The sequence below is a fragment of the Oceanicella sp. SM1341 genome (genome assembly GCF_003448965.1).
Classification (GTDB): Bacteria; Pseudomonadota; Alphaproteobacteria; order Rhodobacterales; family Rhodobacteraceae; genus Paroceanicella.
Window position 1 is genome coordinate 1 of record NZ_QRGC01000032.1, and the last position, 15,330, is coordinate 15,330.

16 protein-coding genes are annotated in these 15,330 nt (G+C 72.4%); 3 read left to right on the forward strand and 13 right to left on the reverse strand.

Going from position 1 to position 15,330, the window contains the following annotated elements:
* The 11 genes from D3P35_RS21810 to secG form a co-directional block, all read right to left on the reverse strand.
* Positions 1-746 (reverse strand): ABC transporter ATP-binding protein (locus D3P35_RS21810; protein WP_157982257.1); only part of this gene is annotated, 746 nt, incomplete at its 3' end.
* Positions 743-1,546 carry an ABC transporter permease gene (locus D3P35_RS21815; RefSeq protein ID WP_118137870.1) on the reverse strand — a complete coding sequence of 268 codons (804 nt, stop codon included), beginning with the start codon at positions 1,544-1,546 and terminating at the stop codon, positions 743-745. The genes D3P35_RS21810 and D3P35_RS21815, both read right to left, overlap by 4 nt.
* Positions 1,543-2,574 (reverse strand): ABC transporter permease, encoded by a 1,032-nt coding sequence (locus D3P35_RS21820; protein ID WP_198670746.1) that lies wholly within the window; start codon positions 2,572-2,574, stop codon positions 1,543-1,545. Before D3P35_RS21820 ends, D3P35_RS21815 begins: the two co-directional genes overlap by 4 nt.
* Positions 2,575-2,577: 3 nt before the next feature.
* Positions 2,578-4,179, reverse strand: coding sequence for an ABC transporter substrate-binding protein (locus D3P35_RS21825; RefSeq protein WP_198670747.1), 1,602 nt, complete (start codon positions 4,177-4,179; stop codon positions 2,578-2,580).
* 86 nt (positions 4,180-4,265) lie between these two features.
* Positions 4,266-5,690 (reverse strand): hypothetical protein, encoded by a 1,425-nt coding sequence (locus D3P35_RS21830; protein ID WP_118137874.1) that lies wholly within the window; start codon positions 5,688-5,690, stop codon positions 4,266-4,268.
* Positions 5,691-5,775: 85 nt separating this feature from the next.
* Positions 5,776-7,419, reverse strand: coding sequence for a CTP synthase (locus tag D3P35_RS21835; RefSeq protein ID WP_118137876.1), 1,644 nt, complete (start codon positions 7,417-7,419; stop codon positions 5,776-5,778).
* Between the two features lie 160 nt (positions 7,420-7,579).
* Positions 7,580-8,212: a hypothetical protein gene (locus tag D3P35_RS21840; protein ID WP_118137878.1), complete on the reverse strand. Its 633-nt coding sequence runs from the start codon at positions 8,210-8,212 to the stop codon at positions 7,580-7,582.
* Positions 8,213-8,280: 68 nt separating this feature from the next.
* Positions 8,281-8,628, reverse strand: coding sequence for a lipid-A-disaccharide synthase N-terminal domain-containing protein (locus tag D3P35_RS21845; RefSeq protein ID WP_118137880.1), 348 nt, complete (start codon positions 8,626-8,628; stop codon positions 8,281-8,283).
* Complete coding sequence (locus D3P35_RS21850) at positions 8,625-9,401, reverse strand: glycosyltransferase family 2 protein (RefSeq protein WP_118137882.1); 777 nt, start codon at positions 9,399-9,401, stop codon at positions 8,625-8,627. Before D3P35_RS21850 ends, D3P35_RS21845 begins: the two co-directional genes overlap by 4 nt.
* A 50-nt stretch (positions 9,402-9,451) precedes the next feature.
* Positions 9,452-11,218, reverse strand: a complete 1,767-nt coding sequence (locus D3P35_RS21855; protein ID WP_118137884.1) for a glycosyltransferase family 39 protein — start codon at positions 11,216-11,218, stop codon at positions 9,452-9,454.
* Between the two features lie 6 nt (positions 11,219-11,224).
* Complete coding sequence (gene secG, locus D3P35_RS21860) at positions 11,225-11,593, reverse strand: preprotein translocase subunit SecG (RefSeq protein ID WP_118137886.1); 369 nt, start codon at positions 11,591-11,593, stop codon at positions 11,225-11,227.
* Positions 11,594-11,821: 228 nt separating this feature from the next.
* Here secG and D3P35_RS21865 point away from each other — a divergent pair, with 228 nt between their 5' ends.
* Both D3P35_RS21865 and D3P35_RS21870 read left to right on the forward strand, forming a co-directional pair.
* A complete protein-coding gene (locus D3P35_RS21865) occupies positions 11,822-12,400 on the forward strand; it encodes a YqaA family protein (protein ID WP_118137888.1) in 579 nt (192 codons plus the stop codon).
* Between the two features lie 13 nt (positions 12,401-12,413).
* Positions 12,414-12,893: a disulfide bond formation protein B gene (locus D3P35_RS21870; protein WP_118137890.1), complete on the forward strand. Its 480-nt coding sequence runs from the start codon at positions 12,414-12,416 to the stop codon at positions 12,891-12,893.
* Between the two features lie 7 nt (positions 12,894-12,900).
* Here D3P35_RS21870 and D3P35_RS21875 read toward each other — a convergent pair whose 3' ends face one another.
* Complete coding sequence (locus tag D3P35_RS21875; RefSeq protein ID WP_118137984.1) at positions 12,901-13,485, reverse strand: HNH endonuclease; 585 nt, start codon at positions 13,483-13,485, stop codon at positions 12,901-12,903.
* 182 nt (positions 13,486-13,667) lie between these two features.
* On the reverse strand, positions 13,668-14,777 hold the full coding sequence (locus tag D3P35_RS21880) for a cystathionine gamma-lyase (protein WP_118137892.1): 1,110 nt from the start codon (positions 14,775-14,777) through the stop codon (positions 13,668-13,670).
* Positions 14,778-15,090: 313 nt separating this feature from the next.
* On the opposite strand from D3P35_RS21880, the gene D3P35_RS21885 reads away from it, so the two are divergent.
* Positions 15,091-15,306: a hypothetical protein gene (locus tag D3P35_RS21885; RefSeq protein ID WP_118137894.1), complete on the forward strand. Its 216-nt coding sequence runs from the start codon at positions 15,091-15,093 to the stop codon at positions 15,304-15,306.
* The last annotated feature ends 24 nt before the right edge of the window (positions 15,307-15,330 follow it).

Genomic DNA, 15,330 nt, shown 5'->3' on the forward strand with positions numbered 1-15,330 from the left:
CGCGCCGCGGCCGAGCGCGGGGCGGCGAGCAGCTCCGCCGCCGGACCGTCCTCGGCCAGCCGGCCGGCCTCCATCACCGCCACCCGGTCGCAGAGCCGGGCGGCGAGGCGCATGTCGTGGGTGATGAGCACCAGCGCCATGCCGCGCGCCCGGGCGAGCCGGTCGAGCAGGTCGATGACGGCGGCGCGGCCGGGGGCGTCGAGCCCGGTCGCCGGCTCGTCGGCCACCAGCAGGCGCGGGGCGCAGGCCAGCGCGAGCCCGAGCGCGAGGCGCTGGCACTGCCCGCCGGAGAGCCGGTGCGGCAGGGCGGGCAGGATGGCGCCCGGTTCGGCGAAGCCCAGCTCGGCCAGCAGCGCCACGGCCCGGGCCCGTGCGGCGCGGCGGCTGAGCGGCAGGTGGGCGCGCAGCACGTCGGTGAGCTGGTCGCCCGCGCGGCGCTGCGGGTTGAGGCTGGCGCGGGCGTCCTGGAAGACCATGGCCATGCCGGCGCCGCGCAGGGCGCGCGGCGGTCCGGCGGTGATATCGGTGCCGTCGAAGCCCACGCGCCCGGCGGTGATGCGCGCGGCGGGCGGCAGCAGGCCGAGGGCGGCGCGCATCGCCGTGGTCTTGCCCGAGCCGCTGGCCCCCACCAGCCCCAGCCGCTCGCCGGGCGCCACGCTCAGGCTCACGCGCTCGAGCGCGGCCACCGGCCCGGCCGCGGTGTCATAGCTCAGCGAGAGCCCGTCGAGGGTGAGGAGCGCGCTCATGCCCTTGGGTCGAGCGCATCGCGCAGCGCGTCGCCGGCGAGGGTGAAGCACAACACCGCAAGGCCGAGGGCGAGGCCGGGGAAGACGGTAAGCCACCACTTGCCCGCCGCGAGGTAGCGCGCGCCCTCGGCCACCATGATGCCCCATTCCGGGGTGGGCGGCTGCACCCCGAGCCCGAGGAAGGACAGGCCGGCGGCGTTGAGCAGCGCCCAGCCCAGCGTGACCGAGGCCTGCACCGCGAGCAGCGGCGCGATGTCGGGCAGCAGGAAGCGGGTGACGAGGCGCCAGGGCCCGTTGCCGGCGAGCCGTGCCGCCTCCACCCAGCCCGCCTCGCGCCGCGCCGCGGTCTCGGCCCGGGCGAGGCGGATGAAGACGGGGAGGTTGATGGCGGCGGTGGCAAGCAGGATCGCCCGGCCGTCCGCCCCCAGCACCGCGACGAGCGCGAGCGCCAGCACGAAGAGCGGGAAGGCCATCGCCACTTCCGCCAGCCGGCCGAGCACGCGGTCGGGCCAGCCGCCGAGCAGGCCCGAGGCGGTGCCGAGCGCCGCGCCCACGCCCCCCGCCAGCACCACCGCGCCGAGCGCGAGCGCGAGGTCGAGCCGCGCGGCATGGAGCAGCCGGCTCAGCACGTCGCGGCCGATCTGGTCGGTGCCTGCCCAGTGCCGGGCCGAGGGCGGGGCCAGCGCCGGGCCCGCGCCGGAGGCGAGCGGGTCGAACGGGGCGAGAAGCGGCCCGAACAGCGCGAGCAGCACAAGCAGTGCCACCCCGGCGCCCGCGGCGCGGCCGAGCCTGACCCTCATGCCGGCAGCATCCTCGCATCGAGCGCCAGCGCCGCGAGGTCGGCCACCAGCGTGATGAGCACGAAGAGCCCGGCCATCAGCAGCACGAAGCCCTGCACGGCGGCATAGTCTCCGGCCTGCAGCGCCTCGACCGCGTAGCGGCCCACGCCGGGCCAGGTGAAGACGGTCTCCACCAGCACGCTCGCGCCCAGCAGCGCGCCGAAGAGCGTGGCCGAGACCATCAGCACCGGCACCGCGGCATTGCCCAGCCCCCAGGTGAGCAGCCGCTGCCGCCGGGTGAGGCCGAGGGCGCGGGCATTGAGCATGTAGTCGCTGGCAAAGACCGCGAGCAGGGCGCCGCGGGTCACCCGCATCAGCGGCGCGAAGACGAAGAGTGCCAGCGTGAGCGAGGGCAGCACCAGCCGGGCGGCGGCATCGCGGAAGGCGGCGGTATCGCCGGCCAGCAGCGTGTCGATCAGGGCGAAGCCGGTCACCCGCGGCGGCGGTCCGGCGAAGAGGTCGAAGCGCCCGGTCGGGTCCGGTGCCCAGCCCAGCCCGTGGTAGAACACCAGCACCAGCATCAGCCCGCTCACGAAGCCCGGCAGCGCAGCCCCGCAGGCACCGAGGAGGCGCAGCGCGTGGTCCCCCGCCGAGCCCGGGTGCCGCGCCGCCCAGAGCCCGCAGGGCAGGGCGGCGGCGAGCGCGAGCCCGAAGCCGCAGAGCGTGAGCTCGAGCGAGGCCGGCAGCCGCGCCGCGAGATCGGCCGCCACCGGCTGGCCGGTGACCACCGAGCGGCCGAGATCACCCCGCGCGAGCGCCGCGAGCCAGCCGCCGAACTGCTCGGCCAGCGGCGCGTCGAGCCCCAGCCGGGCGGCAAGCGCGGCGCGCTCGGCCGCGTCGCCGCCGGGGTTGGAGGCCATCAGGCTCACCGGGTCGCCCGGCAGCAGGCGCATCAGCACGAAGGTGAGCGCGAGCAGGCAGAACACCGCCGGCAGGGCGGTGGCCAGCCGCAGCGCCAGCCCGGCCAGCAGCCGCGCCGCCGGGCCCAAGGCTCAGCCCCGCGAGAGCTGACGGAAGTCAGCCTTGTAGAAGTAGTTGGTGGTGTAGCCCTCGAGCCCCTCCGCCAGCGCGATGTCCTGCACCGGGCGCCAGAGCGGAGCCATGGGCACCTCCTCGGCCACCAGTTCCACCAGCCGGGTGGCGATGGCCTCGTAGGCCTCGGCGTCGGGCTCGAAGCGCGCCTCGGGCAGCAGCGCCTCCACCTCCGGGTTGCGCCAGCTGCTGAAGTTCCAGCGCTGGTCGCCGGCGAGGAAGATGCGGAAGAAATACTCGGTGGAGGGAAAGAGTGCCAGCGAGCGCTCCAGCAGCAGCGGGGCGGATTTCGCGGTGATCACCTCGGCCATCTGCGCGTCCGGCAGCTTCCGGATGCGCAGGGTGATGCCGAGGCTCGAGAGCGCCTCCTGGATGAGCGCCGCGGCGGGGTCGGCCCAGGTGGCCTTGGAGACACCGTAGCTGAGCTCGGTCTCGAACCCGTCGGCGAACCCGGCCTCGGCCAGCAGCGCCGCGGCCGCGCCCATGTCGGTGTCGAAGGGCATCGGCTGGGGGAAGGCGCCACCCGAGGGCGCCGCGGCGCCGTAAAGCGGCTCGCCGCGCCCCTCGCCGGCCTGCGCGAAGATCTGCGCATAGGGCAGGGCGAGGGCCACGGCCCGGCGCACGCGGGCGTCGTCGAAGGGCGGCAGGCCGGTGTTGAAGCACAGCGCGGTGAAGCCGGAGGGGATGGCGGCGCTGATCACCCGGGGGGCGCCCTCGCGCTCGAAGCGGGTGATGTCGGCGGGCATGAGGTCGAGGCAGAGGTCGGCATCGCCGCGCTCCACCAGAAGCGCGCGGGTGGAGGCCTCCGGCACGGTCTGCACGATGACGTTCTCCAGCGCGGGCGGCGGGCCGGAGCGCCAGTCCCCGAAGCGCGACAGCACCACCTGCTGGCCGTCGGCGCTGCGGCGCTCCACCCGGTAGGCGCCCCCCGCGGCGGTGTTGGCCTGCAGCCATTCGGTGGCCCAGGGGTCGGCCTCGGTGGCATGGGCGCGGGCGAGCCGGGCGTTGAACATCGGCGCGTGCACGGTGGCGAGGTTGGGCAGGGCCAGCCGGTCGGCCCGCGGCAGGCGCACCGTGACGGTGCGCGCATCGGTGACCTCGAACTGCGCCGGGTCGGTGAGCGAGCCGGTGGCGAGCTGCGCGCGCGCCATGGTCTCGGCCGAGACCGCCCGGTCGAGCGACCACTTGATGTCCTGCGCGGTCACCGGGCTGCCATCGTGCCACGTGGCGTCGGGGCGCAGGCGGAACGTGAGGGTCAGACCGTCCTCGCTGCGGCTGAAACTCTCGCAGAGCTCGGGCTCGATGGTGTCGAAATCGAAGGTGAAGGCGCCGCCCTCCGGCTTGCGGCCGAAGCGCACCAGCCGGTCATAGACGTTTGCGCTGAGGCCGATGGCCTCGCGGCTGTTGCCGAAACCGGCGGGGTCGAGCCCGTTCCACACCGTGCCGACGACATAGCGCAGCGTGTCCTCGCGGCTGCGTGCCAGGGCCGCGCCGGGCAAGGCGGGGGCGAGCGCGCCGGCGGCGGCGCCCAGCAACAGGTCTCTGCGCGTGGGATGCGTCACGTCCGTTTCCTCCATGTCCCGTCGTGCCGACCCTATAGCGGCTTTCGCGCCTGCTCGCCACTCCGGGCGCGGCCCGCAGCGGCGGGTTAGCGCGGCACGTAGATCGAGAGCTGCGCGTCGCTGCCCGCGGGCAGGCGCAACGCCGCCCCGGCCTCGGGCGAGAGGGCGGCCGCCCGGTCGAGACGCATCTCCTCCGGCAGGAGCGTGATCGCGGCGGTGGCGCCGGTGGTCTCGACCGTGGCCCAGCCCTGCGTCTCCTCCTGCACCATGCGGGTGCGCATCCAGGTGCCGGAGGCGCCGCCGCTGCTGACCTCCGCCGGTGTCGAGCCGATCCACCTTCCGGCAACCCGCGGCATCGGCCCGGCGGGGGTGGCTTCGGCGGCAGCGACCGGCGCCTGTTCCGGCCCGGCCTCCTGCTGCGGCGTGACGGGTGCCGCGGGGAGGGGGGCGGCGGAGACGGGTGCGGCGGGGAGGGGGGCCGCGGCCCCGCTTCCCGCTCCGGCAGCGGCCGACCCCGGCGGAGCCGAAACCTCGGCCGGCAGCGCCGACCGCGCGGCGTGCTCGGCCCGCAGCAGCCCGGTGACGATCTCGGGCATGTCCCGTCGCGGCCGATGCTCGGGAGGCATCGCCTGCACGACACCCGCCGCGGCGGGTGCGGGGGTCTCCCCCGGTGCGGAGGGGGCCGGCGCCGGCGCTGCCGTGGCGGTGGCTTCCCCGGTGACGGTCGGCGCTGCGCCAGGGGTCCGGGCCACCGGCGGATCGGTGATGACCGGGGCCTCCGCCGCGGACGCCGGGCGGGTGCGGGCCGCCGGCGCGGGGGGGCGTGCCTGCTGCGGGGCGCGCGCGGTCGGGGTGTCATCCTGCGGCGGCGGGGCGGTCGCCGGGTCAGCCGGCTCCGGGCTGCCGCCCAGAAAGGCGAAGAAACGGTCGATCGCCGTGGGCGACGTGGGGGCCGCCGTTTCGGGCGGTGTTCCGGGCGCCGCGGGGGCCACGGGGGCTTCGGCCACCGCGGCCCTGCACTCGGCCGGCAGGCAGCCGAGCGCGGCTATCCAGTTGGCCGCGTCGCGGGCCACCGCGTCGGCCAGCCGAGCGTCGGGCGCGCCGAGCCCGGTGCCGGCCTCGGGCCGGGGCAGGGGGCGGGAGTCGCTGCGCGCCAGCAGCCGTCCGCCCGCGTCCGACAGGCTGTAGGTGAGGGAAAGCGCCCCGTCCGCGGCGCTGCCGGGCGTGATGCCCAGCCGCAACGGCATCGGCCCGGCCATGGTCGCGCCGAGCCGGCTCATCGCGCGGCGCAGCAGGTCTTCCAGCCCGTCGCTGCCTCCGGTGTCGGTGGCGACCCAGCCGGGCAGCGCCGCGGCCGGCGGAGCGATGTCGACCCGGGCGATGCGGGCGGATGTGGCCCAGCCCGAAGGCACGGTCTGGGCCCGCAACATGAGGGGCAGGCTCAGGGGCAGGGCGGCGGTCAGGACCGCCAGTCCGGCCAGCCTGCCGGCACGAACCAGGGCTCGGGGCATGGGAATCTCGCTTTCCTGTCAGGCATGCGCGCCAACCTAAGGCCGGCGCGCCGTCGACGGCAACAGAGATCCCCGCCCGGGCCGCTCAGACCAGGCGCGACTGCTCCACCGCCGCACGTACGAAATCCGCGAAGAGCGGGTGCGGTTCCAGCGGCTTGGACTTCAGCTCCGGGTGAAACTGCACGCCGACGAACCACGGGTGGCCCGGGATCTCGACGATCTCCGGCAGCCGCCCGTCCGGCGACAGGCCCGAGAAGCGCAGCCCGTGCTCCTCCAGCGTCTCGCGGTACTTGATGTCGACCTCGAAACGGTGGCGGTGCCGCTCGGAGATGGTGGTCGCGCCGTAGATCTCCGCCACGTGCGAATCCTTCTTCAGCGTGGCGGTGTAGGCGCCCAGCCGCATGGTGCCGCCCTTGTCGTCCGCGAGGTCGCGGATGATCTTGCGGTTGCCCTCCAGCCATTCCTTCATGTGGTAGATCACCGGCTCGAAGCGCTTGTCGCCGAACTCCACGTCGAATTCCTCGGAGCCGGCGCGCTCGATGCCGCCGAGCGAGCGCAGCGCCTCGACCACCGCCATCTGCATGCCGAGGCAGATGCCCATGTAGGGGATCTTGCGCTCGCGCGCGAAGCGGGCCGCGCTCACCATGCCCTCGGTGCCGCGCTCGCCGAAGCCGCCGGGCACCAGGATGGCGTGCAGGTTTTCGAGGTAGGGCGCGGGGTCCTCGCGCTCGAAGATCTCGGCGTCGATCCACTCGGCGCGCACCTTCACGCGGTTCTGGATGCCGCCATGGGTGAGCGCCTCGGCGATCGACTTGTAGGCGTCCTCGAGCTGGGTGTACTTGCCCACCACGCCCACGCGCACCTCGCCGTCGGGGTTCTCGATCCGGTCGCAGACCTCTTCCCAGCGGGCGAGGTCGGGGCGCGGCGCGGGGGAGATGGAGAAGGCGTCGAGGATGGCCTGGTCGAGGCCCACGGCGTGGAAGGCGGTGGGGGCCTCGTAGATCGAGGTGAGATCCATCGCCGGGATCACCGCTTCCTTGCGCACGTTGCAGAACAGCGCGATCTTCTCGCGCTCGCGCTCGGGGATCTCGCGGTCGGTGCGGCAGACGAGCACGTCCGGCGCGAGGCCGATGGAGCGCATCTCCTTGACCGAGTGCTGGGTGGGCTTGGTCTTCAGCTCGCCCGAGGCGGCCACGTAGGGCAGCAGGGTGAGATGCATGAACACGCATTGCCCGCGCGGCTTCTCCTGCGAGAACTGGCGGATGGCCTCGAAGAAGGGCAGGCCCTCGATATCGCCCACCGTGCCGCCGATCTCGCAGAGCATGAAATCGACCTCATCCTCGCCGATGGAGATGAAATCCTTGATTTCATTGGTAACGTGCGGGATCACCTGGATGGTGCGGCCGAGATAGTCGCCCCGGCGCTCCTTCTCGAGCACGTTGGAATAGATCCGACCCGAGGAGATGGAATCGGTGCGCCGCGCCGCCACGCCGGTGAAGCGCTCGTAATGGCCGAGGTCGAGGTCGGTCTCCGCGCCGTCATCGGTGACGAAGACCTCGCCATGTTCGAAGGGCGACATGGTGCCGGGGTCGACGTTGAGATAGGGGTCGAGCTTGCGCAGCCGCACGGAATAGCCCCGTGCCTGCAGCAAAGCGCCGAGCGCCGCGGCGGTGAGCCCCTTTCCGAGAGAGGAAACCACCCCGCCGGTGATGAAGATGAAGCGCGCCATTGCTCGATATTTCCCGTTCTGCGGGCTGCGCGACGCAAAGTTGCGCAGCCATGGATGCTGTATCACGGGATTTGAGGACTACTGGATTCGGGGGGCCGCGGCAAGCCGAACCCGACATCTTGTGGCAATTTGTCGGCGAGACCCGTGGCGCCCGCGCCACTCAGTCCGGCCGCAAGAGACCTGCGGAGATGCGGCGCAGGCGCTCGGAGAAGTCGATCACGTCCGGCGGCGGGGCAGCGGGGTCGTAGCCGGCCTCGTGGCGCAGCAGGCGGGCGTACTCGCTGAAAACCCTGCGGATCTGGCTGGTTTCCAGCATGATCCAGGTGCCCAGGGCGCGGTATGCGCCGCGGCGCAGGATGGGGTTGGTCATCGCCTTCTCGGTGACGATCTGGTCCATGAAGCTCAGGGCCAGGTCGTGGTAGGCGGCGTCGATCCAGAGCATCGAGGCATTGTGGCGCGCGAGCAACAGCGAGAGGTCTTCGAGCCCGGAAAGATAGACCTCGCCGAACTTGCCGGGCAGCAGGCCGCGCAGGTGGTTTTCCGCCAGGCGGCGGCACAGCTCCATGTCGCGCGCGGCGAAGCGGGTGTCGATCGCGTCATGGGTGGTGAGAAAGCGCAGCAGGTCGTCGGCGAACGTGTCGCGCCGGGCGAGCAGGAGCTGGCGCAGGCCGCGATATTCCTCGGCGAAGCGCGCGTCGAGGCAGAAGGCCTCGCGCAGGCGCGCTTCCAGCCCCGGTGGCCTCAGGAAGGGCTTGTAGGCCAGGCGGAGGTCTTCGAACGTGAGTGTTTCCATCGTGCTGTCCCCGATACACGCGGTGACGATAGGGGCCGATGGTTAATCATGTCTCAAGCGCGGCGCCCTCATCCCCGCGGGCGGCGCTGTTCCGGCGGGGCCTGCTCCAGTCTGCGGGTGCCGCGGATGAACCACAGGTTGCGCCCGTAGACGATGAAGCCGAAGAGCTGGGCGGCGATGATCACCACGTCCTGGCGCAGCGCGCCGTAGACCAGCAGCAGCACCGAGCCCCAGAGCGACAGCCACCAGAAGGACACCGGCACCACCGAGGCGCGCGCCCGCTCGGAGGCGAGCCACTGCACCAGCATGCGGGCCATGAAGATGCCCTGGGCCAGCAGGCCGAACAGCGCCAGCCACACGCCCCACCAGCTGTCGACCAGCAGCAGGCGCATCAGCCAGTGCGGGGCCTCGGTCATGCCGCGTCGTCGCCGGCGGTGCCGGCCTTCGCGGGCTGCCAGGCATCGGCATGCACCACCTTCTGCACCTTGCGCCGGCGCAGCAGCCACCAGACGCCGATGAGGTCGAGCACGCCCACCAGGGCACGGCCGAAATTGGTGTAGTTGGAGCGCCCCTCGGACCGGGCGCGGTGCGTGACGTCGACCAGAACGATTCCGTAACCTTCGCGCTTCACCATGGCCGGCAGATAGCGGTGGATATGGTCGAAGAAGGGGAGGGAGAGGAAGACCTGCCGCGGAAAGGCCTTCAGCCCGCAGCCGGTGTCGCGGGTGTCGTCCTTCAGCAGCCAGCGGCGCAGCGCGTTGGCGGCGCGGGAACCGAGGCGCTTGGAGGCGGTGTCCTGCCGGTCGACCCGCTGTCCGGCGACGAGGCCGACGGTGCCGGTCGTGTCCGCGAGCAGCGGGGCGAGGAGGCCCGGCAGCTCGGAAGGCGGGTTCTGGCCGTCACCGTCGAGCGTGCAGCACAGCGGCGCCGTGGCCGCGCGCACGCCGGAGAGCACGGCGGCGGACTGCCCGCAGCTCGCGGCGTGGCGCACCTCGCGCAGCCAGGGGAAGCGGGCGCGGGTGCGGGCGATGGCGCCGGCGGTATCGTCGGTCGAGCCGTCGTTCACGAAGATCACCTCGAAGGGCGCAAGCGGGGCCATGGCCGCGCCGATCTCCTCGGCCAGCATCGCCACGTTCAGCTCTTCGTTCTTCATCGGCGCGATCACGGTCACGCGCGGCGTCTCGGTCATGCCTCGGGGCTCCCTCGGGTTGCGGCGGAGAATAGCGGGCCTCGGCCCGCTTAGCCAGACGGCGGTTGCCCGGCGGGCGCGGCGCCGGTGCGGGAGGAGGCCTGCTCCTCCGGCGCCGGGATGCAGCCGCTCAGGGCGGGGTCGTCCTGGCGGGCCACCAAGCGGATGGTGGTGGGCTTGCCGCGGTTGTAGTTGAAGCCCTGCACCGTATCGAGCACGACGAGGGGCAGGGACTGCTCCTCCATGAAGCGGGCGAGGTCGAAGCCCCGGGCCTCCTCGAAGAACACCAGCCAGCCGTCCTCGGAGCGGAGCAGGGCGGCGGCCTCCCCGGCGTCGGCGAGCCGGGTGTCGGTGCCGGCGGCCACGACAAGGCTCGGCTCGCGGTAGCCGACGGACACCAGCGGCCGGTCGGTGCAGCTGTCGAAGCGCGCCCGCGTCTCGGCGAGGCGGGGGCTGAGGAACACCGAGTGCAGCGCCGGCAGGGTGAACTGCAGCACCGCGGCGTAGAGGCAGATGCCGGCGAGGGCCGCGCAGCCGATATAGGCGCCGAGCCGCATGCCGGCGATGGCCCGCGCGCCGAGCGCCACCGCGCCGAGGGCGACGAGCGCCAGCAGCACGCCGGGCACGGAGATCGTGCCCTCGAGCACCGTGGGGCCGGCGAGGGCGGCGAGGCCCAGCAGCCCGCCCACCAGCGCGAAGAGCCCGGCGGCGAGCCAGCGGCGCAGGCGCTCGGGCTCGGGCCGGGTCTCGGCCGTGGCCCAGAGCGCGATCATCCCGGCCAGGGCCGGCAGGATCGGCAGGATGTAATGCGGCAGCTTGGTGGAGACGAGCGCGAAGACCAGCCAGAAGGGCAGCGCCCAGCCGATGAGGAAGCGCAGCGCGGCGCTCGCCCGGTTGCGCCACACGAAGGGCGCGGCGAAGAGGGCGAGCGGGGTCCAGGGCCAGAAGGTGCCCCAGACGGTGGCGAGGTAGTAGCCCGGCGGGCCCCAGTGCTTTTCCGCCCCGGTGGTGACCTTGCCCAGCAGGTCGGTGCCCACGGCCTCGTCGAAGAAGGCGCCGCCGGTGCGCAGCCAGATCGCCACCGCCCAGGGCAGGGTGATCAGCACCAGCAGGGCGAGGCCGGGCAGCGGCTTCACCTCCGCCAGCCGGCGCGGCGCGCGCTCGGCGAGCGTGACCCAGAGCAGCGTGCCGCCGGCCGAGAGCAGGATGACCGGCCCCTTCACCAGCACCCCCAGCCCCAGCGCGGCCCAGAACAGCAGGTGCCGCCAGTCGAACCGGGTGACGGGGCGGGAGAGGATGCGGGCGAGCGCGCCCTGCGCGAGCATCACGCAGGCGAGCAGCGTGGCGTCGGTCTTGGCGATATGCCCCTCGACCACCACGAGCAGCGCGGTGGAGACCATCGCGCCCGCCAGCGTGGCGGCGCGGGCGCCGGCGAGCGGCAGCAGGGTCCAGATGGTGAGCAACCCGGCCAGGAACACCGCCAGCGCCGAGGGCAGCCGGTAGGCCCAGACCGGCGCCTCCGCCCCGCCGAAGACCGAGGCCGAGGCGGCCTGCAGCCAGTAAATGCCGGCCGGCTTCTTCCAGCGCGGCTCGTCCTGGAAGCGGATGTCGATGAGATCGCCGGTCTCGACCATCTGGCGCGAGGCCTGCACGAAGCGGCTCTCGTCACGGTCGGTCGGCGGCATGGCCGTGAGGCCGGGCAGCAGGGTGAGCAGGGCCAGCAGCCCGATCAGCGCCGCGCGGCGCGGGGCGCTGGCCGAGGCCCGGTCGAGAACCGCCAGCACCGCCGGTTCGATGCGTGCCAGCAGGCCCTGCATGGGGGCTTATTCCGCGGCGGGGGGCGCGAGCGGCTGGTCGGACTGGTCGCCGGAGGCGGGCGGCAGCACCGGGGCCGGCGCGTCCACGTCCGGCGCGGTCCGGGTGGTGTCCGGCGGCAGGATGGTGTCGAGCACCGAGCGGTCGGAGCTGGTGGAGGCCGCGAGGATGGTGAGGGTGATCGAGGTGGCGATGAAGGCCGCCGCGAGGCCCCAGGTGACCTTGGAGAGCGCCGTCGCGGCACCGCGGCTGGAGACCAGCCCGCCACCGCCGCCACCGCCCATGCCCAGAGCACCGCCCTCGGAGCGCTGCAGCAGCACGATGCCGATGAGGAACACGGCGATGATGAGATGGACGGTCAGAATGACGTTTTCCATGTGACCCGGGGTCCCTTCAGCCAGTGCCGGATGCGCGCACCCGGATTCCATGTCGGGCCCCGTGCGGAGCCCGTTCGGGGGCGTTTTATCCGCCGGGCGCCGGATTGTCGAACGGAAATCGGGTGACGCCACGGCCGCCGCCGCCCCCGATCACCGCCGGCCCGCGAAACCGTGATCGCGCTGCAGCATTCAGTGGACAGGATCGCGCCCTGCTGCTAGCGATCTGCAATGCTCAGGGCGCTGTACGACAGAGTGATCTCCCTTGCCGGCCACCGCCATGCGCTGTGGTTCCTGGCCGCGATCAGTTTCGTCGAGAGCTCGGTGTTCCCCATCCCGCCCGACGTGCTGCTGATCCCGATGATCATCGCCCGGCCGAACCGCGCCTGGCTCATCGCCGGGGTGTGCACGCTGGCCTCGGTGCTGGGGGGCATGCTGGGCTATTTCATCGGCGCCGAGCTGTTCGACCTCGTCGGCAAGCCGGTGCTGGATTTCTACGGCAAGGGCGAACAGTTCGCCGAGTTCTCCGCCACGTTCAACGAATACGGCGCCTGGGCGGTGCTGGTGGCAGGCGTCACCCCCTTCCCCTACAAGGTGATCACCATCGCCTCGGGCGCCACGGGGCTGAGCCTGGGCGTGTTCATCGTGGCGAGCATCGTGGCGCGGGCGCTGCGCTTCTTCCTGATCGGGGCGCTGCTGTGGAAGTTCGGCCCCCCGGTGCGCGATTTCATCGAGAACCGGCTGGGGCTGGTGGCCACCGTATCGGTGGTGCTGCTGTTCGGCGGCTTCCTGCTGGTAAAGCTTTTCTGAGGAGAGTGACTGCATGACCGCACGCGTGCTTACCGCCGTTCGGGCGCGGGGGCTTGTCGCCACCCTTGGCTCGGCGGCCCTGCTGGGCGGGGCGCTGGCATTCCAGCATATCGGCGGGCTCGCGCCCTGCGAGATGTGCATCTGGCAGCGCTGGCCGCATGGCATCGCCATCGCCCTCGGCCTGCTGGTGATCTGGACCGGCTGGCGCCGCCTGGCGCTGCTGGCCGCCGTGGTGCTGGCGGTGAGCACGGGGCTCGGGCTGTTCCACGCCGGGGTGGAGCAGGGCTGGTGGCAGGGGCCGCTGGCCTGCACCTCCTCGGGCGTGGACGGCATGTCCACGGACGACCTGATGGCACAGATCATGTCCGCGCCCATGGTGCGCTGCGACGAGATCGCCTGGCAGTTCCTCGGCCTCTCCATGGCGGCCTGGAACGCGGTGTTCTCCGCGCTGCTCACGCTCCTGTGGCTCTGGGCCGCCCGGGCGCGCGCCTGAGGCGGGTTCAGGCGTCCAGCTCGGCGTCCCAGTAGAGATAGTCGAGCCAGCTGTCGTGCAGGAAGTTGGGCGGGAATTTCCGCCCCACGTTCTGCAGCTGGTCCGGCGAGGGGCGCATCGCGGGCTTGCGCAGCTTCATCCCCGATTGCTTCAGCGTCTTGTTGCCCTTGCGCAGGTTGCACGGCGAGCAGGAGGCGACGACATTCTCCCATGTCGTGCGCCCGCCGCGCGAGCGGGGCACCACGTGGTCGAAGGTCATCTCCCCGCGTGAGCCGCAGTACTGGCAGGTGAACTCGTCGCGCAGGAACAGGTTGAAGCGCGTGAAGGCGGCCATGCGGGCGGGCTTCACGTAGTCGCGCAGCACCACGACCGAGGGCAGGCGGATCTCGGTCGAGGGGCTGCGGACCGTGACATCGTATTCGGCGATGATCTGCACGCGGTCCAGCCAGGCGGCCTTCACCGCCTCCTGCCATGGCCAGAGCGAGAGCGGGAAATAGGAGAGCGGCCGGAAATCGGCGTTGAGCACCAGTGCCGGGTGCTCCCGCAGGGCCGCCGGGCTCCTTACGAAACTCGTCGAGAAGTCGGTATTCATCAGCAACTGGGCCTCCGTCCTGTCGCCACCCAAAGCGGGTGCCAGGACGGGACGTGCCCGTCCCAGTTAAGGCAACTATATATGGCCTTCACATTCGCGCAAGCCCTCCAGATGCGGTGTCAGGCCCTGCGCGATCACCTTTTATCCACAGGGCATGACGCTTTCTTGACGCGTGCGCCGGCTTATCCGGGCAGCGCTGCGGCAAAGGCCGACCACAGCGCCTCGGTGGGCTCCACCCCCACGGAGAGGCGCACGAAGCCCGGCGCCACCGCGTCGCCCCAGCGCGCCCGGCGCTCGGCCGAGGAATGCACCCCGCCGAAACTGGTGGTGGAGGCGAGGGCCGTGCAGGAGGTGATGAAGGCTTCCGCCGCCTCCGCGCTCTCCAGCGTGAGCGAGATGATGAAGCCGAAGCCCGACATCTGCTTCGCCGCGATGGCATGCGAGGGGTCGTCCGCCAGGCCGGGGTAGCGCACCGACTGCACGGCAGGATGGGCGGCGAAGCGTTCGGCGATCACGCCGGCCGAGCGGCACATGCGCTCCAGCCGCACGTCGAGCGTCTCGAGCCCGCGATGGGTGAGCCAGGCCTCGAAGGGGCCGGGGATGGCGCCGGAGAGGGTGCGCCAGTCGCGCACCTGCTGCAGCAGCCCGGGGTCGCGCGCCGCGACATGGCCCAGCAGCACGTCGGAATGCCCGGCGCTCGACTTGGTGTCGGAGACCACCACGAGATCGGCGCCGAGGTCGAGCGGCTGCTGCAGGAAGGCGGTGCAGGTGGTGTTGTCGACCACGGTGAGCACGCCGGCGGCCTTCGCCCGGGCCGAGAAGGCGGCGATGTCGCACACCTCGAGCCCCGGGTTTGACGGGGTTTCGATGAAGGCCATGGCGAAGCCGTCGAGCGGGGTGGTGGCGAAGTCCAGCGTGGGGCGCAGCACCGGCTCCACCCCGAGCTTGACCAGGAAGCGCTCCAGCAGCACCCGGCCGGTGTAATAGCCGTCCGACGGCATCAGCACCCGGTCGCCGCTCTTCAGATGGGCGTAGAACACCGCCGCGATCGCCGCCATGCCGGAGGGGAACACCACGCAGTCCGCCGCTTCGATGACACCGAGTTGCGCCTCCAGCTCCTGCCAGACCGGGGTGGAGAAGCGGCCATAGGTGAACTCCGCCTGCGGGTCTCCGGGCAGGTGGAACACGCTCGACAGCGTGAGCGGCAGCGACAGCGGGTCGCCCTTGTGCAGGCTCTCGGCGCGGTGGTGCAGCAGGCTCAGGGCGCGGGCGTCGCGCGGGGGGGTGGTCATGCGGGTGTCTCCATCGGTCTTGCGCCCCGACGGTACCCCAGCAGGCCCCCCGCGCAACGGGAAAACGCCGCCGCAGGCCTGTGCTGCGGTGCACAATAGCCCGGCCCCGCGCCGGGCGCATGGCTGGTATCGGCCCGCCGCGCGGGAAAGCTGAACATATTCATTAAAATTGCGTGCCCGCAGGCGGCCGGAGCCATTCGCTCAGCGCAAGGCGGGTCTTCGCGATTGCTGCGTTGCAAAACGGGCGATTTCGACGATTTTAGAAGGCAAGAGATGCGGCCCCGCCGCCCGACCCGATCAGGAGACCAGAGCCATGACCACCGCAACCTTCTCCCACGCCCCCGACCATGGCCGCGTCCGCTCGGCCTTCCGAGCCGTGCTCGACGTGTTCGCCTCGCTGCGCGAGGGTCTCGCCGCCGCGCATGAATACGAGCGCCTGTCCCGCCTCTCCGACACCGCGCTCGAAGCCCGTGGCCTGAGCCGCGAGACCCTGAGCCAGGACGTGTTCCGCGAGTTCCTCGCCCGCTGAGCCGCCTGCGCGGAGCGCATGTGA